The 22,090-nt window shown below is 70.3% G+C and carries 23 protein-coding genes and 2 pseudogenes; 21 read left to right on the forward strand and 4 right to left on the reverse strand.

Features of this window, described 5'->3' with window-relative positions; translation table 11 throughout:
- The first annotated feature begins 105 nt into the window (after positions 1 to 105).
- The 15 genes and pseudogenes from AB0N90_RS06630 to AB0N90_RS06700 form a co-directional block, all read left to right on the forward strand.
- A complete protein-coding gene (locus AB0N90_RS06630) occupies positions 106 to 702 on the forward strand; it encodes a hypothetical protein (protein ID WP_037654570.1) in 597 nt (198 codons plus the stop codon).
- A gap of 268 nt (positions 703 to 970) precedes the next feature.
- A complete protein-coding gene (rpsP, locus tag AB0N90_RS06635) occupies positions 971 to 1,390 on the forward strand; it encodes a 30S ribosomal protein S16 (RefSeq protein ID WP_037654569.1) in 420 nt (139 codons plus the stop codon).
- A 5-nt stretch (positions 1,391 to 1,395) separates the two neighbouring features.
- Positions 1,396 to 1,635 (forward strand): RNA-binding protein, encoded by a 240-nt coding sequence (locus AB0N90_RS06640; protein WP_111585579.1) that lies wholly within the window; start codon positions 1,396 to 1,398, stop codon positions 1,633 to 1,635.
- A 132-nt stretch (positions 1,636 to 1,767) separates the two neighbouring features.
- Complete coding sequence (gene rimM / locus AB0N90_RS06645; RefSeq protein WP_365193412.1) at positions 1,768 to 2,370, forward strand: ribosome maturation factor RimM; 603 nt, start codon at positions 1,768 to 1,770, stop codon at positions 2,368 to 2,370.
- Positions 2,370 to 3,203 carry a tRNA (guanosine(37)-N1)-methyltransferase TrmD gene (trmD, locus tag AB0N90_RS06650; protein WP_365193414.1) on the forward strand — a complete coding sequence of 278 codons (834 nt, stop codon included), beginning with the start codon at positions 2,370 to 2,372 and terminating at the stop codon, positions 3,201 to 3,203. The genes rimM and trmD overlap by 1 nt, the downstream gene beginning before the upstream one ends.
- Before the next feature lie 135 nt (positions 3,204 to 3,338).
- Complete coding sequence (gene rplS, locus AB0N90_RS06655) at positions 3,339 to 3,689, forward strand: 50S ribosomal protein L19 (RefSeq protein WP_037654561.1); 351 nt, start codon at positions 3,339 to 3,341, stop codon at positions 3,687 to 3,689.
- 45 nt (positions 3,690 to 3,734) lie between these two features.
- Positions 3,735 to 4,433, forward strand: coding sequence for a signal peptidase I (lepB, locus tag AB0N90_RS06660; RefSeq protein ID WP_365193416.1), 699 nt, complete (start codon positions 3,735 to 3,737; stop codon positions 4,431 to 4,433).
- Entirely contained in the window at positions 4,426 to 5,517 is a 1,092-nt protein-coding gene (lepB, locus tag AB0N90_RS06665; RefSeq protein WP_365193418.1) for a signal peptidase I, read from the forward strand. Before lepB (AB0N90_RS06660) ends, lepB (AB0N90_RS06665) begins: the two co-directional genes overlap by 8 nt.
- Positions 5,405 to 6,415: a signal peptidase I gene (gene lepB / locus AB0N90_RS06670; RefSeq protein ID WP_365193420.1), complete on the forward strand. Its 1,011-nt coding sequence runs from the start codon at positions 5,405 to 5,407 to the stop codon at positions 6,413 to 6,415. The genes lepB (AB0N90_RS06665) and lepB (AB0N90_RS06670) overlap by 113 nt, the downstream gene beginning before the upstream one ends.
- Positions 6,416 to 6,526: 111 nt before the next feature.
- Positions 6,527 to 7,309 carry a signal peptidase I gene (lepB, locus tag AB0N90_RS06675; RefSeq protein ID WP_361677064.1) on the forward strand — a complete coding sequence of 261 codons (783 nt, stop codon included), beginning with the start codon at positions 6,527 to 6,529 and terminating at the stop codon, positions 7,307 to 7,309.
- Positions 7,299 to 7,817, forward strand: coding sequence for an NUDIX hydrolase (locus AB0N90_RS06680; protein WP_365193422.1), 519 nt, complete (start codon positions 7,299 to 7,301; stop codon positions 7,815 to 7,817). The genes lepB (AB0N90_RS06675) and AB0N90_RS06680 overlap by 11 nt, the downstream gene beginning before the upstream one ends.
- 56 nt (positions 7,818 to 7,873) lie before the next feature.
- The gene (locus tag AB0N90_RS06685; RefSeq protein ID WP_003965949.1) at positions 7,874 to 8,182 is read left to right on the forward strand and encodes a DUF2469 domain-containing protein; all 309 of its coding nucleotides are present in this window, start codon (positions 7,874 to 7,876) and stop codon (positions 8,180 to 8,182) included.
- Positions 8,183 to 8,308: 126 nt separating this feature from the next.
- Positions 8,309 to 8,671 (forward strand): YraN family protein, encoded by a 363-nt coding sequence (locus AB0N90_RS06690; protein ID WP_085566773.1) that lies wholly within the window; start codon positions 8,309 to 8,311, stop codon positions 8,669 to 8,671.
- On the forward strand, positions 8,672 to 10,297 hold the full coding sequence (locus AB0N90_RS06695; RefSeq protein WP_365193424.1) for a YifB family Mg chelatase-like AAA ATPase: 1,626 nt from the start codon (positions 8,672 to 8,674) through the stop codon (positions 10,295 to 10,297).
- 482 nt (positions 10,298 to 10,779) lie between these two features.
- Positions 10,780 to 11,514, forward strand: a pseudogene (locus tag AB0N90_RS06700) (DNA-processing protein DprA); the annotation flags it as partial.
- A gap of 86 nt (positions 11,515 to 11,600) precedes the next feature.
- Here AB0N90_RS06700 and AB0N90_RS06705 read toward each other — a convergent pair.
- The 3 genes from AB0N90_RS06705 to AB0N90_RS06715 are packed head-to-tail and all read right to left on the reverse strand — an operon-like array spanning position 11,601 to position 15,751.
- Positions 11,601 to 12,125 (reverse strand): DUF6262 family protein, encoded by a 525-nt coding sequence (locus AB0N90_RS06705; protein ID WP_365193426.1) that lies wholly within the window; start codon positions 12,123 to 12,125, stop codon positions 11,601 to 11,603.
- Between the two features lie 3 nt (positions 12,126 to 12,128).
- Positions 12,129 to 14,540 (reverse strand): site-specific integrase, encoded by a 2,412-nt coding sequence (locus tag AB0N90_RS06710; RefSeq protein WP_365193428.1) that lies wholly within the window; start codon positions 14,538 to 14,540, stop codon positions 12,129 to 12,131.
- A gap of 53 nt (positions 14,541 to 14,593) precedes the next feature.
- The gene (locus AB0N90_RS06715; RefSeq protein WP_365193429.1) at positions 14,594 to 15,751 is read right to left on the reverse strand and encodes a tyrosine-type recombinase/integrase; all 1,158 of its coding nucleotides are present in this window, start codon (positions 15,749 to 15,751) and stop codon (positions 14,594 to 14,596) included.
- 129 nt (positions 15,752 to 15,880) lie between these two features.
- Here AB0N90_RS06715 and AB0N90_RS06720 point away from each other — a divergent pair.
- From AB0N90_RS06720 to AB0N90_RS06730, 3 genes and pseudogenes are all read left to right on the forward strand, one after another.
- Positions 15,881 to 16,357 (forward strand): annotated as a pseudogene (locus AB0N90_RS06720) (DNA-processing protein DprA); the annotation flags it as partial.
- 324 nt (positions 16,358 to 16,681) lie between these two features.
- Entirely contained in the window at positions 16,682 to 17,524 is an 843-nt protein-coding gene (whiG, locus tag AB0N90_RS06725) for an RNA polymerase sigma factor WhiG (RefSeq protein WP_361677052.1), read from the forward strand.
- A 65-nt stretch (positions 17,525 to 17,589) separates the two neighbouring features.
- Complete coding sequence (locus AB0N90_RS06730) at positions 17,590 to 18,144, forward strand: TetR/AcrR family transcriptional regulator (RefSeq protein ID WP_365193619.1); 555 nt, start codon at positions 17,590 to 17,592, stop codon at positions 18,142 to 18,144.
- A gap of 12 nt (positions 18,145 to 18,156) precedes the next feature.
- Here AB0N90_RS06730 and AB0N90_RS06735 read toward each other — a convergent pair whose 3' ends face one another.
- The gene (locus AB0N90_RS06735; RefSeq protein WP_365193431.1) at positions 18,157 to 18,666 is read right to left on the reverse strand and encodes a M23 family metallopeptidase; all 510 of its coding nucleotides are present in this window, start codon (positions 18,664 to 18,666) and stop codon (positions 18,157 to 18,159) included.
- Between the two features lie 415 nt (positions 18,667 to 19,081).
- Between AB0N90_RS06735 and rpsB the strand changes: the two genes are divergently transcribed.
- The 3 genes from rpsB to pyrH all read left to right on the forward strand — a co-directional run bounded on the left by rpsB (position 19,082) and on the right by pyrH (position 21,961).
- Positions 19,082 to 19,996 carry a 30S ribosomal protein S2 gene (rpsB, locus tag AB0N90_RS06740; RefSeq protein WP_361677046.1) on the forward strand — a complete coding sequence of 305 codons (915 nt, stop codon included), beginning with the start codon at positions 19,082 to 19,084 and terminating at the stop codon, positions 19,994 to 19,996.
- A 165-nt stretch (positions 19,997 to 20,161) separates the two neighbouring features.
- Positions 20,162 to 20,998: a translation elongation factor Ts gene (gene tsf, locus AB0N90_RS06745; protein ID WP_361677043.1), complete on the forward strand. Its 837-nt coding sequence runs from the start codon at positions 20,162 to 20,164 to the stop codon at positions 20,996 to 20,998.
- A gap of 204 nt (positions 20,999 to 21,202) precedes the next feature.
- On the forward strand, positions 21,203 to 21,961 hold the full coding sequence (gene pyrH, locus AB0N90_RS06750) for a UMP kinase (protein WP_046421052.1): 759 nt from the start codon (positions 21,203 to 21,205) through the stop codon (positions 21,959 to 21,961).
- Positions 21,962 to 22,090 lie beyond the last annotated feature (129 nt).

The following is a 22,090-nucleotide window of genomic DNA, read 5'->3' on the forward strand; positions in this document are numbered from 1 at the left end:
ACGCGCCCTCGTCAGGACGCATCAGTGCCAACTGACGGGTACGTGCAAATTATTTGGGATGCCCCGGAATAGGAACACAGCGTGCCCTCCGCTCGTTGTCATTACGTGAGCACGACACAGACACCACCTGTTCTCGCCGCAGAGCTGGCACAGGCGTGGGCCGACATTCAGCGGTACCACCCCGATCTGCCCGATCTTGCCGCGCCAGAGTCCTTGATCGGAGAGTCGTCGTCCGCGTGCGGACACGAGCTCTCCTTCGAACGGCTGCTCCATGAGGCAGTCCACGGCATCGCCGCCGCGCGCGGGGTCCGCGACACCTCCCGCGCCGGTCGCTACCACAACCGACGGTTCCTCTCGATCGCCGAGGAGCTGGGCCTGGACCACCCCGAGGAACCGCATCCCAGCAGCGGCTTCTCCCTGGTCACGCTCAACCCCGAGGCGAAGCGGCGCTACCGGCCGACCATCGAACGTCTCCAGCGCGCCCTCAAGGCGCACTCGGCGGCCACGACGGAGGACACCTCCCGCACCTTCCGGGGGCCCGCCGCCCGCCACGGCTCCTCCGGCGGCGGCGTCCGCGTCAAGGCCGTCTGCGACTGCGGTCGCAACGTCCGCGTGGTCCCCTCCGTCCTCGCCCAGGCGCCCATCGTCTGCGGCGGCTGCGGCAAACCCTTCCGCATCCCGGAGATGTCGGGCGCCGCCTGACCCTCGCCCCGGCATCTCGTGGGTGCCGGACCCCACACCACGACCACACCCCGCGCCCGTCGGCACCCCAGGCCGGCGGGCGCGGCCGGGTCTCTGTCCCCCGGCCGAGAGCGGTCCGCCGGGTATGGCAGAATGGATGGCTGTACTCGACAGCCGCATAGGACCCCTCTCTCCTCCGGCTGACGCGTCCGTCGGGCACACGGGTACCGCAACCCCACGCGGCAACGCGCCGTGCCCCACCACGTCAAAACCAGGAGAATCCACTCCCGTGGCAGTCAAGATCAAGCTGAAGCGTCTGGGCAAGATCCGTTCGCCTCACTACCGCATCGTCGTCGCCGACTCCCGTACCCGCCGTGACGGCCGGGCCATCGAGGAGATCGGCAAGTACCACCCGACCTACAACCCGTCGGTCATCGAGGTGGACGCCGACCGCGTGGCGTACTGGCTCGGCGTCGGCGCCCAGCCGACCGAGCCCGTTCTCGCCATCCTGAAGAAGACCGGCGACTGGCAGAAGTTCAAGGGCGAGCCGGCCCCCGCGCCGCTGCTCGTCGCTGCGCCGAAGCCGGCCCGTCCGTCGTTCGAGGCCCTCGGTGGCGACGACGACGCCAAGGGTGAGGCCATCACCCAGAAGAAGAAGGCTGAGAAGAAGGACGAGGCCGCGGCTGAGTCCGAGTCGACCGAGGCCTGAGCAGCATGCTCGAAGAGGCGCTTGAGCACCTCGTGAAGGGCATCGTCGACAACCCTGACGATGTGCAGGTCGCCTCGCGCAACCTGCGCCGCGGGCGCGTGCTGGAGGTCCGGGTACACCCCGAGGACCTCGGCAAGGTGATCGGCCGCAACGGTCGTACCGCGCGCGCTCTGCGTACCGTCGTGGGCGCCATCGGCGGTCGCGGTGTCCGCGTCGACCTGGTCGACGTGGACAACGTCCGCTGACGCTTCATCGCAACCGGCTCGGGCCGGGGAGGGCCACTCGGCCGTCCCCGGCCCGCAGTCGTATCAGCCCGCAGTCGTACGAGCAGTCGTATCGGCAGGACACGCGCAGCAGATGACAGGAGAATTGGACAGGTGCAGCTGGTAGTCGCACGGATCGGCCGAGCCCATGGCATCAAGGGCGAGGTCACCGTCGAGGTACGTACCGACGAGCCGGAGCTGAGGCTGGCCCCCGGCGCCGTACTCGCCACGGATCCCGCCGCCACGGGGCCGCTGACCATCGAGACGGGCCGCGTCCACAGCGGCCGTCTGCTCCTGCGCTTCGCGGGCGTCACCGATCGGACCGGCGCCGAGGCCCTGCGCAACACCCTCCTGATCGCCGACGTGGATCCGGAGGAGATGCCGGAGGACGAGGACGAGTACTACGACCATCAGCTGATGGACCTGGACGTGGTCACCGAGGACGGGGTGGAGGTCGGCCGGATCACCGAGATCTCGCACCTGCCCTCGCAGGACCTGTTCATCGTGGAGCGCCCGGACGGCACGGAGGTCATGATCCCGTTCGTGGCGGAGATCGTCTCCGAGATCGATCTGGAGGAGCAGCGGGCCGTCATCACGCCCCCGCCCGGCCTGATCGACGACCGCGCCGAGATCGCCTCCAGCCGCGAGGCGGGGGAAGCGGAGCCCGAGGCCGGGGAAGCGGAGCCCGAGAAGGACAAGGCGGGGGACGACGCGTAATGCGCCTGGACGTCGTCACCATCTTCCCCGAGTACCTGGACCCCCTGAACGTCTCGCTCGTCGGCAAGGCCCGCCGCCGCGGACAACTCGCCGTCCACGTCCACGACCTGCGTGAATGGACGTACGACCGGCACAACACGGTCGACGACACGCCGTACGGCGGCGGCCCCGGCATGGTCATGAAGACCGAGCCCTGGGGCGACGCCCTGGACACCGTCCTGGCCGACGGCTACGAGAGCGGCGCCCACGCCCCCGCGCTGATCGTCCCCACCCCCAGCGGCCGGCCCTTCACCCAGGAACTCGCGGTGGAGCTCTCCGAGCGGCCCTGGCTGATCTTCACCCCGGCCCGCTACGAGGGCATCGACCGGCGGGTCTTCGACGAGTACGCCACCCGGATGCCCGTCTACGAGGTCTCCATCGGCGATTACGTCCTGGCGGGCGGCGAGGCCGCCGTCCTGGTCGTCACGGAGGCCGTCGCCCGGCTGCTGCCCGGTGTCCTCGGCAACGCCGAGTCCCACCGCGACGACTCCTTCGCGCCCGGCGCCATGGCAAACCTCCTCGAAGGCCCCGTCTACACCAAGCCGCCCGCCTGGCGCGGCCGGGACATCCCGGACGTGCTGCTCAGCGGCCACCACGGCAAGATCGCCCGCTGGCGCCGCGACGAGGCCCTGCGCCGTACGACCCGCAACCGGCCCGATCTGATCGAGCACTGCGACCCGAAGGCCTTCGACAAGAAGGACCGCGAGATGCTGTCCATCCTGGGCTGGGAACCGGACCCGGACGGTCACTCGTACGGCCGATTTTGGCGCCGGGCCCCCGGCATGGAAGAATAGGCCGCTGCTGTGCGCTCGTCCGGTGTGCGCCCCTGCCACAGGGGGACAAGACGCCCGACCCGACCCGCGCGGCAGCTCCCTGTACATCTTCACTCCCGTTGATGACCTGTGGCATCAGCGAAGAAAGCAGACGAAATGTCTCACCTGCTCGACACCGTCGACGCCGCGTCGCTGCGCAGCGACCTCCCGTCCTTCCGCCCGGGTGACACCGTCAACGTCCACGTGCGCGTCATCGAGGGCAACCGCTCCCGTGTGCAGCAGTTCAAGGGCGTTGTGATCCGTCGCCAGGGCTCCGGTGTCCGCGAGACCTTCACGGTCCGCAAGGTCTCGTTCTCCGTCGGCGTCGAGCGCACCTTCCCGGTGCACACCCCGATCGTCGAGAAGATCGAGCTGGTCACCCGTGGTGACGTGCGCCGCGCCAAGCTGTACTACCTCCGTGAGCTGCGCGGCAAGGCCGCGAAGATCAAGGAGAAGCGCGAGAGCTGAGCGCCTCCCCGGAGTCATAGCGGGGCCGGATAACATCTCGCCCCGATGGACACCGAAGCACAGCCGACGAAGCGCGACCGCACCTCCCGCCCGGATTCCCCGGGTCCGGAGGAGCGGTCGCGTTTCGCGTTGCTGACGCGGCTCACCGAATGGCTGCCGGGCGGCCGCGTCACCCTCACCCTCTTCGCCTGCCTGGTGTTCCTGCTCCTGCTGAGCACCTTCGTGGTGCAGCCCTTCCAGATCCCGAGCGGATCCATGGAGGAGGGTCTGCGGATCGGCGACCGCGTCCTCGTGAACAAGCTGACCTATCGCTTCGGCGCCGGGCCCGCCCGCGGAGACGTGATTGTGTTCGACGGAAGCGGGTATTTCGGGGACGGCGACTACATCAAGCGGGTCGTCGGGGTGGGCGGGGACCATGTGGTCTGCTGCGACAAGCGGGGGAGGATCGAGGTGAACGGCCGCGCGGTCGACGAGTCGTCGTTCCTCTACCCCGGGGACAGCGCCTCCAGCGTGCCGTTCGACGTCGTGGTGCCGCCGGGCACCCTCTTTGTCCTCGGGGACCACCGCAGCGACTCCAGCGACTCCCGGGACCACCTCGGCTCCCCGGGCGGCGGCATGATCCCGGTCGGGCGGGTGATCGGCCGGGCCGACTGGATCGTCTGGCCGTCCCCGCACTGGACCCATCTGACCCGGCCGCCCGCCTACGCGCGCGTGCCCGCCGCGACGGGCGGTGCCCATGGGTAACCGCGGCAGGCCGCGCGCGGGCTCGGGCCCGGCCGGTCCCGAGTCGTCCCGCGCCGGCTCCCGGCGCAGTTCCGCGCCCGGTGGCGGCCGTACCCGCGCGGAACGGCGGAAACTCCAGCGCAAGGTCAAGCGCAAGCGCAGACGTTCAGCCGTTCGGGAGATCCCCCTTCTGGTGGGTGTCGCCGTGCTGATCGCGCTGGTCCTGAAGACCTTCCTCGTCCAGGCGTTCGTGATCCCGTCCGGCTCCATGGAGCAGACGATCCGCATCGGCGACCGCGTCCTGGTCGACAAGCTGACGCCCTGGTTCGGCGCCGAGCCGCACCGCGGTGACGTCGTCGTCTTCCATGACCCGGGCGGCTGGCTGGCGGGCGAACAGGCCGCCCAGAAGCCCGACCCGGTCGTGGTCAAGCAGCTCAAGCAGGGCCTCAGCTTCATCGGGCTGCTGCCGTCCGACAACGAGAAGGACCTGATCAAGCGGGTCATCGGGGTCGGCGGTGATCACGTCAAGTGCTGCGACGCGCAGGGGCGGATCACCGTCAACGGCGTGCCGCTGTCCGAGAAGGACTACCTCTATCCGGGCAACGACCCGTCCGACATGCGCTTCGACATCACCGTCCCCAAGGGCCGGCTGTGGGTGATGGGCGATCACCGGGCCGACTCCGCGGACTCCCGCTACCACCGGGACTCCACGTACGGCGGAACGGTGTCGGTGAAATCGGTGGTCGGGCGGGCCATGTGGATCGGCTGGCCGATCGGCCACTGGACGCGCCTGGAGGAACCTAAAACCTTTGCAAGCGTTGCCCGTGCCGGGACGCGGACGGCTGCGGCTCCGCCCCTGTCGCATAGGGTTGACCATGAGAATCCGAACGGAATGACCCGGCTCCCGACCCCTGCGGAACTCCCGCTCGTTATGGGAGTGGTGGGCCTGCGCCGTCTGTGGCGCGGGCGGCGGCACGGAGTGAGGAGTTGGCGTGGGGGATGTGGCGGTTGGCGCACGGTCGGGTCACGACGGCGAGGAGCACCGCGGGAACCCCGCGGAGGCGGACGACTCAGGTTCGGACGGCGCCATGACCACCGGGAATGACGCGACGGGCGGCGACGGCGCTCCGCGCGAGGGACAGGGCTTCGGCAGCGGCGGCACCGGCGACTCCGCGCCACCGCCACGGAAGCCGCGCTCCTTCTGGAAGGAGCTGCCGATCCTGATCGTGATCGCGCTGGTCCTGGCGCTGCTGATCAAGACCTTCCTGGTCCAGGCGTTCTCGATCCCCTCCGCCTCGATGGAGAACACCCTCCAGATCGGCGACCGCGTCCTAGTCGACAAGCTCACCCCGTGGTTCGGCTCCGAGCCCGAGCGCGGCGAGGTCGTCGTCTTCCACGACCCGGACGACTGGCTGGCCGGCGAGCCCGCGCCGAACCCGAACGCGGTGCAGAAGGTCCTCAGCTGGATCGGGCTGATGCCCTCCGCCAATGAGAAGGACCTGATCAAGCGTGTGATCGGGGTCGGCGGCGACACCATCGAGTGCAAGGGCACGGGCCCCCTGCTGGTCAACGGCAAGGCGCTGAACGAATCGTCGTACGTCTACCCCGGCAACACCCCGTGCAGCCAGGACGACCAGGGCGGCCAGTTCAAGGTGAAGGTCCCCAAGGGCTTCCTCTGGGTGATGGGCGACCACCGGCAGAACTCCCGGGACTCGCGCTACAACCAGACCGACAAGAACCACGGCTTCGTGCCCGTCGACAAGGTCGTCGGCCGCGCCATCGTCAAGGCCTGGCCCATCAGCCACTGGGGCACCCTGCCCGTCCCGGACACCTTCGACCAGCCCGGTCTGGGCAACCAGCAGTCCTCCGCCGCCGCCTCCCTGACCGTCGCCCCCGAGGGCGTCGCCGTCGCGGCCGTCGCCCCCGTCGTGGTGTGGCGGCGCCGGCGCACGGACCGGCTGCGTTCGGACGCCCTGCAGAAGTCGGTCGGCGGACGGCGCTGAGCCCTCTGCCCGCGCTTTCCCTGGCCGCGTGTGAAGCTCCGGGAAAGCTGTGCCCCAGGTCGTGAAAGAGGGGCTGACCTCGCTCGGTACCGACAGGTAGGGTGCGGGTCCATGGGTGGTGAGAGTACGACGCGTACGGCCCCGCGCAGCGGTGGCACCGGGACGGCGGCGAGCGGCGGCCGGCTCGGGCAGCGGCTGTCCGGAGTGGCCGTGGCCCTGGGCCTGGTGCTGTTCCTCGGCGGCTTCGGCTGGGCGGCGCTGAGCTATCGGCCCTACACCGTGCCCACCAGCTCCATGACCCCCACCATCGACGCCGGCAACCGCGTGCTCGCGCAGCGCGTGGACGGCGGCGAGGTGCGCCGCGGCGATGTGGTCGTCTTCCGCGACAACAGCTGGGTCACCGGCTCCGATGTCGTCAAGCGCGTGGTCGCGGTCGGTGGCGACACCGTCTCCTGCTGCACGGACGGCAAGCTGACCGTCAACGGCAAGCAGATCGAGGAACCGTATCTGCCCAAGGGCACCCTGGCCGAGAACCAGAACTTCGCCACCGTGACCGTCCCCGAGGGCCGGCTCTTCCTGCTCGGCGACGAACGCCAGGGCTCCCTGGACTCCACCGCCCACCTCACCGACGCCGCCAAGGGCACCGTCGCCCGCACCGCGGTGATCGCCCGGGTGGACGCCGTCGTCTTCCCGTGGAAGGGCGGGCTGAAGCGCCCCACCGGCTTCGAGGCGCTGGGCGCCCTCTCGCAGCCGGGACCGCTGGCCACCATCGAGCTGCTGATCGTCGTCGGCGCCGTCCTGGTCCTCGGCGGCGGCGCCTACGGCCCGATCGCCAAGCGGGCCGGCCGCTCCCGGGCCCGTGCCGCCCGTGCGGAGGCGGCCGGTGTCCGCTGAGCCCGAGTGCGAACAGCCGTACGAGGGTGGCCTGCGCAAGGTGGCCCGGGTGGTGCTGCTCGACCCCCAGGACCGCATCCTCCTGCTGCACGGACATGAGCCCGACGACCCCGCCGACGACTGGTGGTTCACCCCCGGCGGCGGCGTGGAGGGCACCGAGACCCGTGCTCAGGCCGCGCTGCGGGAACTCGCCGAGGAGACCGGCATCACCGAGGTCGACCTCGGCCCGGTGCTGTGGCGGCGCCGCTGCTCCTTCCCGTTCGCGGGCCGCCGCTGGGACCAGGACGAGTGGTACTACCTGGCCCGTACGACCAGGACCGCGGTGGCGGCCACGGGCCTCACGGAGCTGGAACGGCGCAGTGTCGCCGGAGCGCGCTGGTGGACGTGTCGGGAACTGACCCGGGCGCATGAGACGGTGTATCCGACCAGACTCGCCGAGCTGCTGCGCACCCTGCTCGACGAGGGTCCCCCGGCCGGCCCCGTGACCCTCGACACGGAAATCGTCTGAGGGCCGGTGGAACTGGCGCACAATGGGTGGATCGCACGGCTGAAGGGGAACATGCCATGAGCGCCGAGGACCTCGAGAAGTACGAGACCGAGATGGAGCTGAAGCTCTACCGGGAGTACCGAGATGTCGTCGGTCTGTTCAAATACGTGATCGAGACGGAACGGCGCTTCTATCTCACCAACGACTACGAGATGCAGGTGCACTCCGTCCAGGGCGAGGTGTTCTTCGAGGTGTCGATGGCCGATGCCTGGGTCTGGGACATGTACCGGCCCGCTCGGTTCGTCAAGCAGGTCCGGGTGCTCACGTTCAAGGACGTGAACATCGAGGAGCTGAACAAGAGCGATCTGGAACTGCCGGGCGGCTGATGACCTGCGGGTTTCGCTCGATTAGCCCATCCGGGTGACGGACTTTTCCACAACCACCCGGTAACCCACCAAGATCCACTTCCTTCGGTGGGATGCGTGACGGTTGGCGCCGGAGGTGGTGCCGACATGAACGCACGAGAAGCGATCGGCAGGTACGGCGAGGACCTGGCCGCCCGGCGGCTGGCCGAGGGCGGGATGACGATCCTGGCGCGCAACTGGCGCGCCGGGCGCAGCGGCGAGATCGACATCGTGGCCAGGGACGGCGAGGTCCTGGTCGTCTGCGAGGTCAAGACCCGCGCGGGCGGCCGCTACGAACATCCCATGGCCGCGGTGACCCCCGAGAAGGCCGCCCGGCTGCGCGACCTCGCCGAACACTGGATCCACGCCCACGGCGGCGCCCCACCGGGCGGCGTCCGCATCGACCTGGTCGGCGTCCTCGTCCCCGGCCGCGGCGCACCCCAGGTCGAGCATGCCCGGGGGGTGGCCTGAATGGCATTCGCCCGCACCTGCTCCGTCGCCCTCGTCGGCGTCGAGGGCGTGGTCGTCGAGGTCCAGGCCGACCTCGAACCCGGCGTCGCCGCCTTCACCCTGGTCGGCCTCCCGGACAAGAGCCTGACGGAGAGCAGGGACAGGGTGAGGGCGGCGGTGGTGAATTCCGGCGCCGAATGGCCCCAGAAGAAGCTCACGGTCGGGCTCAGCCCCGCCTCGGTGCCGAAGGCGGGCTCCGGCTTCGACCTCGCCGTGGCCTGCGCGGTGCTCGGGGCCGCCGAACGCATCGACCCCCGGGTCCTCGCCGACATCGTCATGATCGGCGAGCTGGGCCTGGACGGCCGGGTGCGCCCGGTGCGCGGCATCCTGCCCGCCGTGCTGGCCGCCGCCGACGCGGGCTACGAGCAGGTGGTCGTGCCCGAGTGCGCCGCCGCGGAGGCCGCGCTGGTCCCCGGTGTGTCGGTGCTCGGCGTCCGCAGCCTGCGCCAGCTCATCGCGGTACTGGCCGAGGAACCCGTGCCCGAGGAGGAGCCCGACGAACTGGGCCGCCCGGACCCGCTGCTGGCCGGGCTGCGGGTGCCGGGCACCGGCGCCGCCACCGGCATGCACAGCCTCGGCGCGGCCCAGCACGACTTTGATCACGACCTCGCGGACGTCGTCGGCCAGACCTCGGCCCGTACGGCCGTGGAGGTGGCCGCCGCAGGAGGACACCATCTGTTCCTCGAAGGGCCGCCGGGCGCGGGCAAGACGATGCTGGCCGAACGCCTGCCCGCCGTACTGCCGAGGCTCACCAGGGAGGAGTCCCTGGAGGTCACGGCGGTGCACTCGGTGGCCGGGCTGCTGCCGCCGGGCAAGCCGCTCATCGACGTCGCCCCCTACTGCGCCCCGCACCACTCGGCGACGATGCAGTCGCTCGTGGGCGGCGGCCCCGGCATCGCGCGACCCGGCGCGGTGTCCCTCGCCCATCGCGGTGTGCTGTTCCTGGACGAGGCGCCCGAGTTCCACAGCCAGACCCTGGACGCCCTGCGGCAGCCACTGGAGTCCGGGCATGTCGTGATCGCGCGCAGCGCCGGAGTGGTCCGCTTTCCGGCACGCTTCCTGATGGTGCTGGCGGCCAACCCCTGCCCCTGCGGCCGATTCTCCCAGCGTGACGCCCTGTGCGAGTGCCCGCCCTCGGTGATCCGCCGCTATCAGGCCCGGCTCTCCGGACCCCTGCTGGACCGGGTGGACCTGCGCGTCGAGGTCGATCCGGTCACCCGGGCCCAGCTCACCGCGCCGGGCGCCCGAGGGGAGTCCACGGCGACCGTCGCGGACCGGGTCCGGGCGGCCAGGGAGCGTACGGCCGCCCGCCTCACCGGAACACTCTGGCGCACCAACAGCGAGGTGCCCGGCAGGGAGCTGCGCAGCCGGTTCCAGGCCGTCAGCGGGGCGATGGACGAGGCCGAGCGCAGCCTGGAGCGGGGCGTGCTCACCGCCCGCGGCATCGACCGGGTGCTGCGCGTCGCCTGGACGGTCGCCGACCTCGTCGGGCACGACCGCCCGGACGCGACCGACGTCGCCCTCGCCCTGCAACTGCGCACCGGCGTCCCGCGCGGGGTCCCGACGGCTATCGGCGCGCTGACATGAGCGGCGGCGGCACCGAAGCGGGATCGCCGGTCCAGGGACCGTCCTACGAGAGGCCGTCGGTTCCCGGACCGGCCGAGGAAGGGCTGCCGGCCCCCGGGCCGACCTCGGCCAAGTGGCCCGGGGCGGGCTGCCCCGGCCCTGGCCTTGATCGGGATCCTTGCCCTGGAAGTGACCGGAGCGAGGCCGGTCCTGGTGCGACCGAGGCACGCGGCTCCGGAAAGACACGCCGCTTTGAAGCGGGTCGTAACGAGACCGCCTTCCCGGACCGCGGGTCGGCCAGGGCCGGTCGCCCGGTCCCTGATCCCACGGTGCGTCCGGACCGCGACCCCATGGGGGCGGTGGGCCCGGGCCCCGGCCCCGCTGTGACCGTGCGTCCAGGCCGCGATCCCGTGGGGGCCGTGGGTCCGGGCCGCGACCCCGCCGTGACTCTGGACCCGGACCCCGATCCCACCGTGACCGCGGACCCGGACCCCGATCCCGCCGTGGACGAGGACACCCTCGGCCGGGTCTTTCTGGGGCGGGTGATCGAGCCCGGGGATGAGGTCGGGGGACGGTGGGTGAGGGAGTTCGGGGTGGGGGAGACGGTGCGGCGGGTCAGGGACGGGGGCCGGGCGTTGCCGGGGGTCAGCAAGGTGCGGTGGGCCGGGCTTGTGGTGCGGGGCGCGCGGGCCGAGCCGGAGCGGGATCTCGCGCAGGCGCGGGCGGCGGGCGCCCGGTTCGTCGCGCCCGGTACCCCCGAGTGGCCGAGACAGCTGGACGACCTCGCGGACGCCCGCCCCCTCGGGCTCTGGGTCCGCGGCCGCCCCAGCCTGCGGATGTGGGCCCTGCGCTCCGTCGCCGTGGTCGGCGCCCGCGCCTGCACCGAGTACGGCACCCATGTCGCCGGCACCCTCGCCGCCGGTCTCGCGGAGCGCGGCTGGGTCGTCGTCTCCGGCGGCGCCTACGGCATCGACGCCGCCGCCCACCGTGGCGCCCTCGCCGCCGGCGGAGCCACCGTCGCCGTTCTGGCCGGCGGCGTCGACCGGCCCTACCCCCGCGGCCACACCCACCTGATCGAACGAATCGCGCAGCAGGGCCTGGTGATCGGCGAGCTGCCCCCGGGCGACCACCCGACCCCGAGCCGCTTCATCCTGCGCAACCGCGTCATCTTCAGTTCTGTGGGGGTAACGGCCGCCGCGAGGCATCGATCTCAGCGTTTGTGCAGCTCAGCGTCGGCGTGACCGAGGCTATCCAGTGCAACAGGTGTTGCGCTATCGCTGGTGAGGGTGAATCGGTGGCGAGCGGGTGGTGGTGGAACCGGAGCTCACGAGCGTGCCTGGTTGAGGGCCCTGGTCAGTTCGCGATTCGCGCCCCGAGCGGCTTCAAGCTCGGCTAGGCGGTCCTCAAGCTGGCCGGTGAGGTCCACGTTCGCCTGTTCCAGGTGAGTGATCCGTCGTTGGAGTTCCTCGATGTCAGCGGTGACCCCGAGCCCGGACTCCTTCCAGGCTTGGTCACCGAGGAGCTCGGAGAGGCGGTCTTCGAGTTGCCGGACCCGGGCGGTGAGGCGGACGTTGCGGTCCTGGGCGTTTGCGAGATCGGCTTGGAGAGAGGCTCGTGTCACCTGGGTGCCGCTTTCCAGGCCGACGGCCGGCGCGGCTTCCGCGGCGTGGATCTGAGCCAGCAGGTCGCGGTGACGGTAGAAGAACGTGCGGTCGACGCCGGCTCGCCGGGCGATGGCCGAGACGTTCAGCGGCTCACCGAGCCGGATCGCTTCCTTGAGGACCTTCGCGACCCGTTCTCGGCGGCGGGCTGAGTCGGCTCGCCGTCCGGTGATCATCGGGGAGTCCATGGATCAAGCACCTCGTAGTTCTTCGGGCGGCAGGCCGACTCGGGGCATGCCCAGCAGGACGGATCGGCTGGATCGGACGATCTGGACCGCCTGCTTGATCTGGGCCTGTTCCTCGGGGGTCAGCTGATCGAGGTCCTCCTTGACTCGGGTGATGAGGCGCCGAACACGGCGAATCTCCTCGTCCGAGGGCATGGCCTCTGAGCGGGCCCATTCGTCGGCGTCGAAGGTGCTGATGAGCCGCTCGCGGCCTCGTAGCAGGTCAGAGAGGTAGTTCTCCAGGTCAGGGAGGTAGGAGACGTCGGTGCGGAAGTGCCCGCAACCCACGCAGCGGAACCGGAGGGGACAGGCGTTTCCGCCCGCGGCCACGTTGCTCGGCTCGGTGCAGACTCCGTAGGGGACCTCGGTCTCGCCGATGGAGCGGCGGTCGCGCTCGGAATCGAGGAGCGTCTGGACGTCTCGCCAGATCCGGGTGCCGTGTCGGTCGAACTGCATCGCGGTGACGCGGTCGACGGCTTCGCGCCGGCGCTCGTCCCGAACTCGGTAGTAACGCTGGGTAGTTGTGGCTTGACGATGATCCATAAGCCGTTGCAGCACGTCCTGATCGACGCGCGCGTCCGCGTGCCGCTGGGCGTATGAGTGCCGGTAGGCGTAGGGAAAGATCTTGGCTTTGTCGAACGGCACCATCTTCAAGACCGGCTGGCCTTGGACCTCGACCATGGTGGGGATCTCGAACTCCGGCAGGGCCTCGACCCAGGCCCGGTGGGCGCCGGAGATGGTGTTGGGGTTGAGCGGCTTCGTCCCGTCCCTGTTGGAAACCTGGGCGGGGAAGAGCGCCAGATCGGCGACGGGCGTGCCCGGGAAGCGGCCGCGGACTCGCTCCTGCTGGTTGAGGATCAGCTCGGCGGTCGGTTGCGCGATCGGAAGGCGTCGTCCCAGGCGCTGTGCCTTGTGGTTGTCGTAGATCAGAACCCAGGAGCCGTCGGGGTCGCGTTCGAGGCAGTCGTAGGGGAGCTTGGATGCTTCGGCGGGCCGCCGGCCGGTGTCGATCAGGACCTCGACGGCGACGCGGACCTCGCGGGAGCTTCCCTGTTCCAAGAGGTCAAGGCGGTCGCAGAGCTGCCGCATCACCTCGATGGGCAGATCCTTGCCGGCCTCGCTGTCCTCGGGGTCGTCGGGCATGTCCTCCGCGGCCAGTGAGAGGTCCGCTGGAAGGCCCTCGAGGATCTCCCCGGCCCTGGTCAGCCCCAGGGTGCGCCAGCGGTTCAGCACGCGTCGGACGATCCGGGCGTCGCCGCACTGCTTGTGCCGGCTGATCTTCCCGGCTTCGATCAGGAACCCGAGCCGGTTGAGGTAGCTGACGATGTCCTGGCGACCCAGGGCTGTGAGGACGAGGCCGCGGTCCTCGCGTTGGAGCCGGAGGCTCTCGGAGAACCGGGCGACCGCGTTGATCTCGTTCTGGCTGGTGCCGCGAACCCCTTGGCCGCGCCGGTTGGGGAAGGTGTTGTAGGACCAGACCTTCGTGGCCTCCCGGAGGGCCGGCTGGGAGATCTTCCTGAAGTCCAGGGTGCCGGTCCTGCCGAAGGCCGTCAGGTCCCAGACGTCCTTGTGCCGCTCGGTCTCCGGGGTGAGCCCGAGACGAAGTACGGCTTTCTGGAACATGGTCAGCACCTGGAGGGCGGTCTTGCCCCGGCCAGCCCGGTCCAGCTCCAGTAGTGAGCCGACCAACTCGGCGCGAGCGAGGTCGGCCACTGGCCTGACGTTGTGGGGCACTGTCGTGGTGCCCTTCGCGGTGCGGGCCTGGAGTCCGTAGAGGACCTCAGCCACCACGAGCGGCGGCAGGCCCCGCAGGCTGACTTCCCCTCCGACCGCGACTGCCGAGACTGTGCGCTGCCAACGGTCCTCGTCGACGGGCTGCTGGCGCTGGAGCACGCGCAGGCGGTTGCCGTGGGACTGGCAGTAGAGCGTCCGGGGCCCGATCCGGTCCCGGTAACACGAGGCCGCCAGGCATGGGCCGAAGCTCGGCAGCGGCCCGACCTCCGGATGACGCAGGAACTCCTCCAGGGACAGCTTGAGGACGTACTTCCGTCGGTGGCTGTGAGTCGCGCAGAGCGCGGCCGGCCGGTCCTCCCAAGGCCGCGGACAGCCCTCGACCGCGCAGTCGCCGATGTCGACGCTGCGATGGCTCTGGTGCGGCTGGTGAACGAAGCCGTCCAGCTCAGGCTGGCCGTCCTTCTTCCACCGGTAGTAGCAGCCGTTGCAGAGCCGGACCCCGCGCCGGGCTGCCCGGTGATCGCAGCCGATGACCTCGCAGAGCGGGGACACCAGCACCGCGTGATCGGTGGGGAAGACAACGACGCGGCGGTTCCAGTCCCAGCTCACCAGCTTGAGGAAGGACGGCTTCAGGGCATCGATCAACTCGGCCTCCCGAGGGTCCGCAGGACGCTCCGGAGCGATGAGAGGTGCGAGGCTCACTGATCCTCACCCCGGTGGACCAGCTCACGCGGCGACGGCACCCGTCCGACTGCCCGGCGCATCCGCTCATGGGACGGATGGCGGTATGGCTGCTGGGAACGGACGTGCTTCTGGCCCAGCATGGCCTGGAGCTCGTCCTCGGACGCCCCGGCATCCGCCGCGTTGCCAGCCATCGCGTGCCGCAGCATATGAGGATGCACCGACCGCTCCAGCCCGGCCCGGTTGCATAGATCCTCGAAGAGATCGTTGATCGCACCCGGAGGCATCGCGGCCCCGAGCGGCTCACGGAACTCGTTCACCAGCAGCAGGTCGCTGCCGCCGGTGCCCAGCCGCTCGTGGCGCTCGTCGACGTACTGGTCGTATGCCTGGACGACGAGGAAGTCGACGTGCTGGACCCACGACGTCCGCGACTTCGACCACGCCTGGTTCGGGTTCCGCCGGCGGACCACATGGATGTGAGGGCCGGGAACGTCGCAGCCGAGAGCTCGTGAGTCCGTCAGTAGGTGGCAGTCCGACCGGTGCAGGCCGGCTGCCTGGCCGCGGCGGAGGCCGACTCGCGCCAGCAGGAGCACGATCAGCCGGTCGCGGGCGTTCCTGCACGCCTTGAACATCGCGATGACCTCGGCGTCGGTCGCCCTGTCGACCTGCGTCTCAGGCTCCTGGAGCCGGTGCTGGACCCCGATGCGCATGGCGAGACCGTTCTCCCCCTGGAGTTCTTCGGGGAGGTCTCGCCCGTCCGCGATCTCGTAGATCTGGCCGAGCACGGCTGAGGGCGCCTCGCCCACGGACACGGCGAACGTCAGCAGGCCCCGCACCGCCGAGAGGACCTTGTTGATCCGCCGGTCGCCTCGGGCCGGCTTGGCACCCGGCCCCAGCAGGACCGTGTCGTCTCCCTTGGACTGCGCGTGCGCGAGCCACACCATGAACAGACCGAGGTCCCGGGCGGCCACTCGCCAGTCACGGCCGGTCTTCAGGCACCACCGGAGATAGAGAGCGGCGGAGATCGCGTACGCGTACGTCGTGAGCTCGGCCCGGTCCTTGCCGAACAGGATGTGCCGTAGCCAGTGATCCACGATCGGCACTACGTGGAAGTCGTCGTCGATCACCGTCCAGTAGCGAACTCCGGACGGCATCTTCACGGGGAAAGCCCGCATGTGTACCCCTTGCGCTGAAGCGAATGCAACGATCCGCCACAGAGCCACACCCCCACAGATCGAAGCCGTGAGGCTCAACGAGGAGTGTCAGAGCAACGTCACACCACAGCGACCATCCCCCCAAAGAACGCCGCCCTGACCAGGGGCACCGTCGTCGTGGAGGCCGCCTGCCGCAGCGGCTCGCTCGCCACCGCGCGGGCCGCGCAGCGCCTGGGCAGACACACCATGGGCGTGCCGGGCCCGGTCACCAGCGCGCTCTGCGCCGGGGTGCACGAACTGCTGCGCGGCGAGGCCACCCTCGTCACCGACGCCGCCGAGGTGGCCGAACTCGTCGGCGACATGGGCGACCTGGCACCGCCCCGCAGAGGTCCGGTACTGCCCCGCGACCTGCTGGCCCCGGCCGCAAGGACCGTCCTCGCCGCACTCCCCGGCGACCGCGCGTCCCCCGCCGGGGAGATCGCGGCGACCGCCCGCACCACCCCGGACGAGGCGATCGCGAGACTGTACGAACTCCGAGCACTTGGATACGTCGAACGACACGGCGATGGCTGGAAGTTGACACGCCAGGCGGTGATCTTCGCCCGCGCGGGTCGCCCTCCGTGCTGACCGAGCGTGTTCGGCCGTCCGGGGGAACGCCCGACGCCCTTGGGGTTTCCCGGAGTTGGCGCCCATCGGCCATCACACAGAGCGAGCTGCGGAAGGTGATGCCGAAGGGGCCTCCGGGAACCGCGCGGGGGTGGCGCCTCGTCGTTCGCGCACCGCGACTCCCCAGTCACGCTACGCTCACGAAGACGTCTCCACAGACCACCCAACTCGACATCAGACCGACACCTCACCCAGGCGGCCCCTTTCGACCCGTGACCTCCCCGCACCGCACTCACGGTCACGGCACTTGACGGCACTTCACGGCAGAACGGCACAAGGCGACGAATGCCCCAGCACACCTCCGGGTCCGACCGGGCGGCGATCCCCCCAGCCGCCCGCGACGGTGGCAGCGTGCGGCCGCCCGCTCCCTCGACGCTCGACGAGCTGTGGCGGTCGTACAAGGCGACGGGGGACGAACGGCTGCGGGAGCAGCTGATCCTGCACTACTCGCCGCTCGTGAAATACGTGGCCGGCCGGGTGAGCGTCGGACTGCCGCCCAATGTGGAGCAGGCCGACTTCGTCTCCTCCGGGGTGTTCGGGCTGATCGACGCGATCGAGAAGTTCGACATCGACCGGGAGATCAAGTTCGAGACGTACGCGATCACCCGGATCCGCGGCGCCATGATCGACGAGCTGCGGGCGCTGGACTGGATCCCGCGCTCGGTGCGGCAGAAGGCGCGCAATGTCGAGCGCGCCTACGCCACCCTGGAGGCCCGGCTGCGGCGCACCCCGAGCGAGACCGAGGTGGCCGCGGAGCTGGGCATGGAGATCGACGAACTGCACGCCGTCTTCAGCCAGTTGTCGCTCGCCAACGTGGTCGCCCTGGAGGAGCTGCTGCATGTCGGCGGCGAGGGCGGGGACCGGCTCAGCCTCATGGACACGCTGGAGGACACCGCCGCGGACAACCCCGTGGAGGTGGCCGAGGACCGGGAGCTGCGGAGATTCCTCGCGCGGGCCATCAACACGCTGCCCGACCGGGAGAAGACCGTCGTCACGCTCTACTACTACGAGGGCCTCACACTCGCCGAGATCGGCAATGTCCTCGGGGTCACCGAGAGCCGGGTCAGCCAGATCCACACCAAGTCGGTGCTCCAGCTGAGGGCGAAGCTGGCGAGCTTCGGACGCTGAGCGGACGCCGCTTCGCGCGGGCGCGTCCTAAAGTGGTCGACGTGCCAAGGATTCGAGCGGCCTCCGTGGCCGAGCACCGGTCGATGCAGCGAGCCGCCCTGCTGGACGCGGCTCGTTCCCTGTTGTCCGAGGGCGGGACGGAAGCGCTGACCTTCCCCGCGCTGGCCGAGCGCACGGGGCTCGCGCGCTCCTCCGTGTACGAGTACTTCCGGTCCCGGGCGGCCGTGGTCGAGGAGCTGTGCGAGGTCGACTTCCCGCTGTGGGCGGCGGAGGTGGCCGCCGCCATGGAGTGCGCGGACTCGCCCGAGGGGAAGGTCGAGGCGTACGTCCGCCGGCAGCTGGCCCTCGTCGGGGACCGGCGGCACCGGGCGGTCGTGGCGATCTCCGCGAGCGAGCTGGACGCCGGGGCCCGGGAGAAGATCCGGGCGGCGCACGGCGAGCTGGTCGCGATGATCGTCGAGGCGCTGGGGGAGCTGGGGCAGGCGCAGCCGCGGCTGGCGGCGATGCTGCTCCAGGGCGTCGTGGACGCGGCGGTACGGCGGATCGAGATCGGCGCGGAGGACCCGGCGGCGGTGACGGACGCCGCGGTCAGGATGGCGCTTCGGGGCGTCCAGGGCTGAGCGCCGCGGGGGTCAGCCGGTGAGCACCGGCAGCAGTCTCGACGGCCCCCGCCCCAGCAGCCACGGCGGCAGCAGGGACAAGGGATTCAGATAGGTCCCGCCCCGCAGCAGACCCCAGTGGACACAGGCCGACGCCCCGCAGTGCGCGCCCGCCTCCACCACCCCGACCACATCACCCGCCCCGACCTGCGCCCCCTCCGCCACCGAGGGGCGCACCGGTTCGTACGTCGTGCGCAGCCCCGTCCCCGCCAGCTCCACCGTCACCACTCCGCGCCCGGCCACCCGGCCCGCGAAGGCCACCCGGCCCGCCGCCACCGCCCGTACCGGGCTCCCGGGTGCGGCCGCCAGATCCACGCCCCGGTGCCCGGGGCCGTACGGCGTCGCCGGCGGTTCCCAGCCGCGCAGGACCGACGGCCGTACGCCCACCGGCCAGACCCTGGCGATCGCCGGCACCCCGACATCAGCTCCAGCCCCGGCCTCAGTCCCGGCCGACTCCGAAGCCACCCCCGCAACGGGAGCCATAGCCGAAGGCCCCGACGGCGAAGGCTCCGATGGCGAAGGCCCCGTCCGGGAGGCCCCCGCCCACGCCCGGCCGCCGTACACGATCAGCGTCAAGGCCGTCACCAGGACCGCCCACCCCACCCCGCACCACACACGTCGTCGCATGCCCCCACCGTCCCGCACCGCACCGCCCCGGCCTCTTCACCTGTGGGCTACTCCCCGGTTGTGGACAGCTGCGTCACCCGGTGGCCCGGCGGTCCCGTACACTTCTTCTGGCGATCCGGGTCACCGGGTCGACTTCGCACGCCCCGGTACGGCATCCGGAAACGGTTCGTACCAAGCGCCTCTCGGTCCTTCGCGGCACGGCGCACGCGGGCGTCAGGCGCGACCGCCGTCCGGCGGACGCGGCACAACCGAGAAACTCAAGGAGATGGCCATGGCCGTCGTCACGATGCGGGAGCTGCTGGAGAGCGGCGTCCACTTCGGTCACCAGACCCGTCGCTGGAACCCGAAGATGAAGCGCTTCATCTTCACCGAGCGCAACGGCATCTACATCATCGACCTGCTCCAGTCGCTGTCGTACATCGACCGCGCCTACGAGTTCGTCAAGGAGACCGTCGCCCACGGCGGCACGGTCATGTTCGTCGGCACGAAGAAGCAGGCGCAGGAGGCCATCGCCGAGCAGGCCACCCGCGTCGGCATGCCCTTCGTCAACCAGCGCTGGCTGGGCGGCATGCTCACCAACTTCTCGACCGTCTACAAGCGTCTGCAGCGCCTCAAGGAGCTTGAGCAGATCGACTTCGAGGACGTCGCGGCCTCCGGTCTGACCAAGAAGGAGCTGCTGGTCCTCTCCCGCGAGAAGGCCAAGCTCGAGAAGACCCTCGGCGGTATCCGCGAGATGCAGAAGGTGCCCAGCGCCGTCTGGATCGTGGACACCAAGAAGGAGCACATCGCCGTTGGTGAGGCCCGGAAGCTGAACATCCCGGTCGTCGCGATCCTCGACACCAACTGCGACCCCGACGAGGTCGACTACAAGATCCCGGGCAACGACGACGCGATCCGCTCCGTCACCCTGCTCACCCGCGTGATCGCCGACGCCGTCGCCGAGGGCCTCATCTCCCGCTCTCGCGTCGCCACCGGTGACAAGGGCGAGAAGGCCGCGTCCGAGCCGCTCGCCGAGTGGGAGCGCGACCTGCTCGAGGGTGAGAAGAAGGACGAGGCTCCGGCTGCCGAGGCCCCCGCCGCCGAGGCCACCGAGGCTCCGGCCACCGAGGCCCCCGCCGAGGCTCCCGCCGCCGAGGCCACCGAGGCTCCGGCCGAGGAGAAGGCCGCCGAGGGCGAGCAGGCCTGATCCGCCGCGTCAGCGTTTGACAGTGGGGGCGGCGACATCAACTCCGCCCCCGCTGTTCACCCATAGGTCGGTACGACGTATGCGCTCCAGATCTACATCTACATGTGGAACGCAGACCGTGCGGATCTGAAGATCTCCCAGACTTCGAGAAAGACTCACTGACTCATGGCGAACTACACCGCCGCCGACGTCAAGAAGCTCCGTGAGCTCACGGGCGCCGGCATGATGGACTGCAAGAAGGCGCTGGACGAGGCCGAGGGCAACGTCGACAAGGCCGTCGAGGCGCTGCGCATCAAGGGCCAGAAGGGCGTCGCCAAGCGCGAGGGCCGCTCCGCCGAGAACGGCGCCGTGGTCTCCATCATCGCCGACGACAACTCCTCCGGCGTCCTGGTCGAGCTGAAGTGCGAGACGGACTTCGTCGCCAAGGGTGACAAGTTCCAGGCCGTGGCCAAGACCATCGCCGAGCACGTCGCCAAGACCGCCCCGGCCGACATCGAGGCCCTGCTCGCCTCCGAGATCGAGGCCGGCAAGACCGTCCAGGCGTTCGTGGACGAGGCCAACGCCAACCTCGGTGAGAAGATCGTCCTGGACCGCTTCGCGCGGTTCTCCGACGGCTACGTCACCGCCTACATGCACCGCACCATGCCCGACCTGCCCCCGCAGATCGGTGTCCTGGTCGAGCTGGACAAGCCGAACGCCGACGTCGCCAAGGGCATCGCCCAGCACATCGCCGCGTTCGCGCCGAAGTACCTGGCCAAGGAGGACGTCCCGGCCGAGGTCGTCGAGTCCGAGCGTCGCATCGCCGAGGAGACGACCCGCGCCGAGGGCAAGCCCGAGGCCGCGATCGCCAAGATCGTCGAGGGTCGCGTCAACGGCTTCTTCAAGGACGCCACCCTGCTTGGCCAGCCGTACGCGCTGGACAACAAGAAGTCGGTCCAGAAGGTGCTGGACGAGGCCGGTGTCACCCTGAAGCGCTTCTCGCGCATCAAGGTCGGCATCTGAGTCCGTACCGCGATCGACGCGCGACCCGCGGAGAAATCCCGATAGGGTCGACAGCAGTCGTCCGCGACCACCGCCACACCCGGGTGTGGGGCGGACGGCAGCAGATCTGACGAGGAGGCCATTGCCGCGTATGGGAGCGAATAGCGACCCCACCGGCAATGGCCTTCTTCGTATGTGCAACACGTGAAAGAGGCGGGATCTCCCATGACCGACAAGGCCCAGAAGAGCGACGACGGCAAAGTACGCGGCCGGTTTCTGCTGAAGCTGTCCGGAGAGGCGTTCTCCGGAGGCGGCGGCCTGGGTGTCGACCCGGACGTGGTGCACAAGATCGCTCGCGAGATCGCGGCCGTCGTACGGGACGGCGCGCAGGTCGCGGTCGTCATCGGCGGCGGCAACTTCTTCCGTGGCGCCGAACTCCAGCAGCGCGGCATGGACCGCGCCCGCTCCGACTACATGGGCATGCTCGGCACCGTGATGAACTGCCTCGCCCTCCAGGACTTCCTGGAGAAGGAGGGCATCGACAGCCGGGTGCAGACCGCCATCACCATGGGCCAGGTCGCCGAGCCGTACATCCCGCTGCGCGCCGTGCGCCACCTGGAGAAGGGCCGCGTGGTCATCTTCGGCGCCGGTATGGGCATGCCCTACTTCTCCACCGACACCACCGCCGCCCAGCGCGCCCTGGAGATCGACGCCGAGGCGCTGCTCATGGGCAAGAACGGTGTGGACGGGGTCTACGACTCCGACCCCAAGACCAACCCCGACGCCGTCAAGTTCGACGCCCTCGGCTACGGCGAGGTCATCACCCGGGACCTGAAGGTCGCCGACGCCACCGCCATCACGCTGTGCCGCGACAACAAGCTCCCGATCCTCGTCTTCGAGCTTCTCGCGGAGGGCAATATCGCCCGTGCCGTCAAGGGTGAGAAGATCGGCACGCTGGTGGGTGACCACGGCAGCCGGAACTGACCGGCACGCCCCCGTCGCCCGGGTACGACACCTGTCCGAGGGACGGACGGGACGCGCCTCGGCCGGGGGATGGACAATGTCCTGCCGGTCGGGAACCGTGCAGGAAGAAGACGCGACGCAGCCGGCCGC

The sequence above is a fragment of the Streptomyces sp. NPDC093018 genome (genome assembly GCF_040684035.1).
In the GTDB taxonomy this organism is placed as follows: Bacteria; Actinomycetota; Actinomycetes; order Streptomycetales; family Streptomycetaceae; genus Streptomyces; species Streptomyces murinus.

Bases quoted from the DNA above. Each gene is read 5' to 3' on its own strand.
- AB0N90_RS06640 (WP_111585579.1), top strand. From the start codon at position 1,396: ATGCTCGAAGAGGCGCTTGAGCACCTCGTGAAGGGCATCGTCGACAAC.
- trmD (WP_365193414.1), top strand. From the start codon at position 2,370: ATGCGCCTGGACGTCGTCACCATCTTCCCCGAGTACCTGGACCCCCTG.
- rplS (WP_037654561.1), top strand. From the start codon at position 3,339: ATGTCTCACCTGCTCGACACCGTCGACGCCGCGTCGCTGCGCAGCGAC.
- lepB (WP_365193416.1), top strand. From the start codon at position 3,735: ATGGACACCGAAGCACAGCCGACGAAGCGCGACCGCACCTCCCGCCCG.
- lepB (WP_365193418.1), top strand. From the start codon at position 4,426: ATGGGTAACCGCGGCAGGCCGCGCGCGGGCTCGGGCCCGGCCGGTCCC.
- lepB (WP_361677064.1), top strand. From the start codon at position 6,527: ATGGGTGGTGAGAGTACGACGCGTACGGCCCCGCGCAGCGGTGGCACC.
- AB0N90_RS06685 (WP_003965949.1), top strand. From the start codon at position 7,874: ATGAGCGCCGAGGACCTCGAGAAGTACGAGACCGAGATGGAGCTGAAG.
- AB0N90_RS06690 (WP_085566773.1), top strand. From the start codon at position 8,309: ATGAACGCACGAGAAGCGATCGGCAGGTACGGCGAGGACCTGGCCGCC.
- AB0N90_RS06695 (WP_365193424.1), top strand. From the start codon at position 8,672: ATGGCATTCGCCCGCACCTGCTCCGTCGCCCTCGTCGGCGTCGAGGGC.
- AB0N90_RS06705 (WP_365193426.1), bottom strand. From the start codon at position 12,125: ATGGACTCCCCGATGATCACCGGACGGCGAGCCGACTCAGCCCGCCGC.
- AB0N90_RS06715 (WP_365193429.1), bottom strand. From the start codon at position 15,751: ATGCGGGCTTTCCCCGTGAAGATGCCGTCCGGAGTTCGCTACTGGACG.
- whiG (WP_361677052.1), top strand. From the start codon at position 16,682: ATGCCCCAGCACACCTCCGGGTCCGACCGGGCGGCGATCCCCCCAGCC.
- AB0N90_RS06735 (WP_365193431.1), bottom strand. From the start codon at position 18,666: ATGGCTCCCGTTGCGGGGGTGGCTTCGGAGTCGGCCGGGACTGAGGCC.
- rpsB (WP_361677046.1), top strand. From the start codon at position 19,082: ATGGCCGTCGTCACGATGCGGGAGCTGCTGGAGAGCGGCGTCCACTTC.
- tsf (WP_361677043.1), top strand. From the start codon at position 20,162: ATGGCGAACTACACCGCCGCCGACGTCAAGAAGCTCCGTGAGCTCACG.
- pyrH (WP_046421052.1), top strand. From the start codon at position 21,203: ATGACCGACAAGGCCCAGAAGAGCGACGACGGCAAAGTACGCGGCCGG.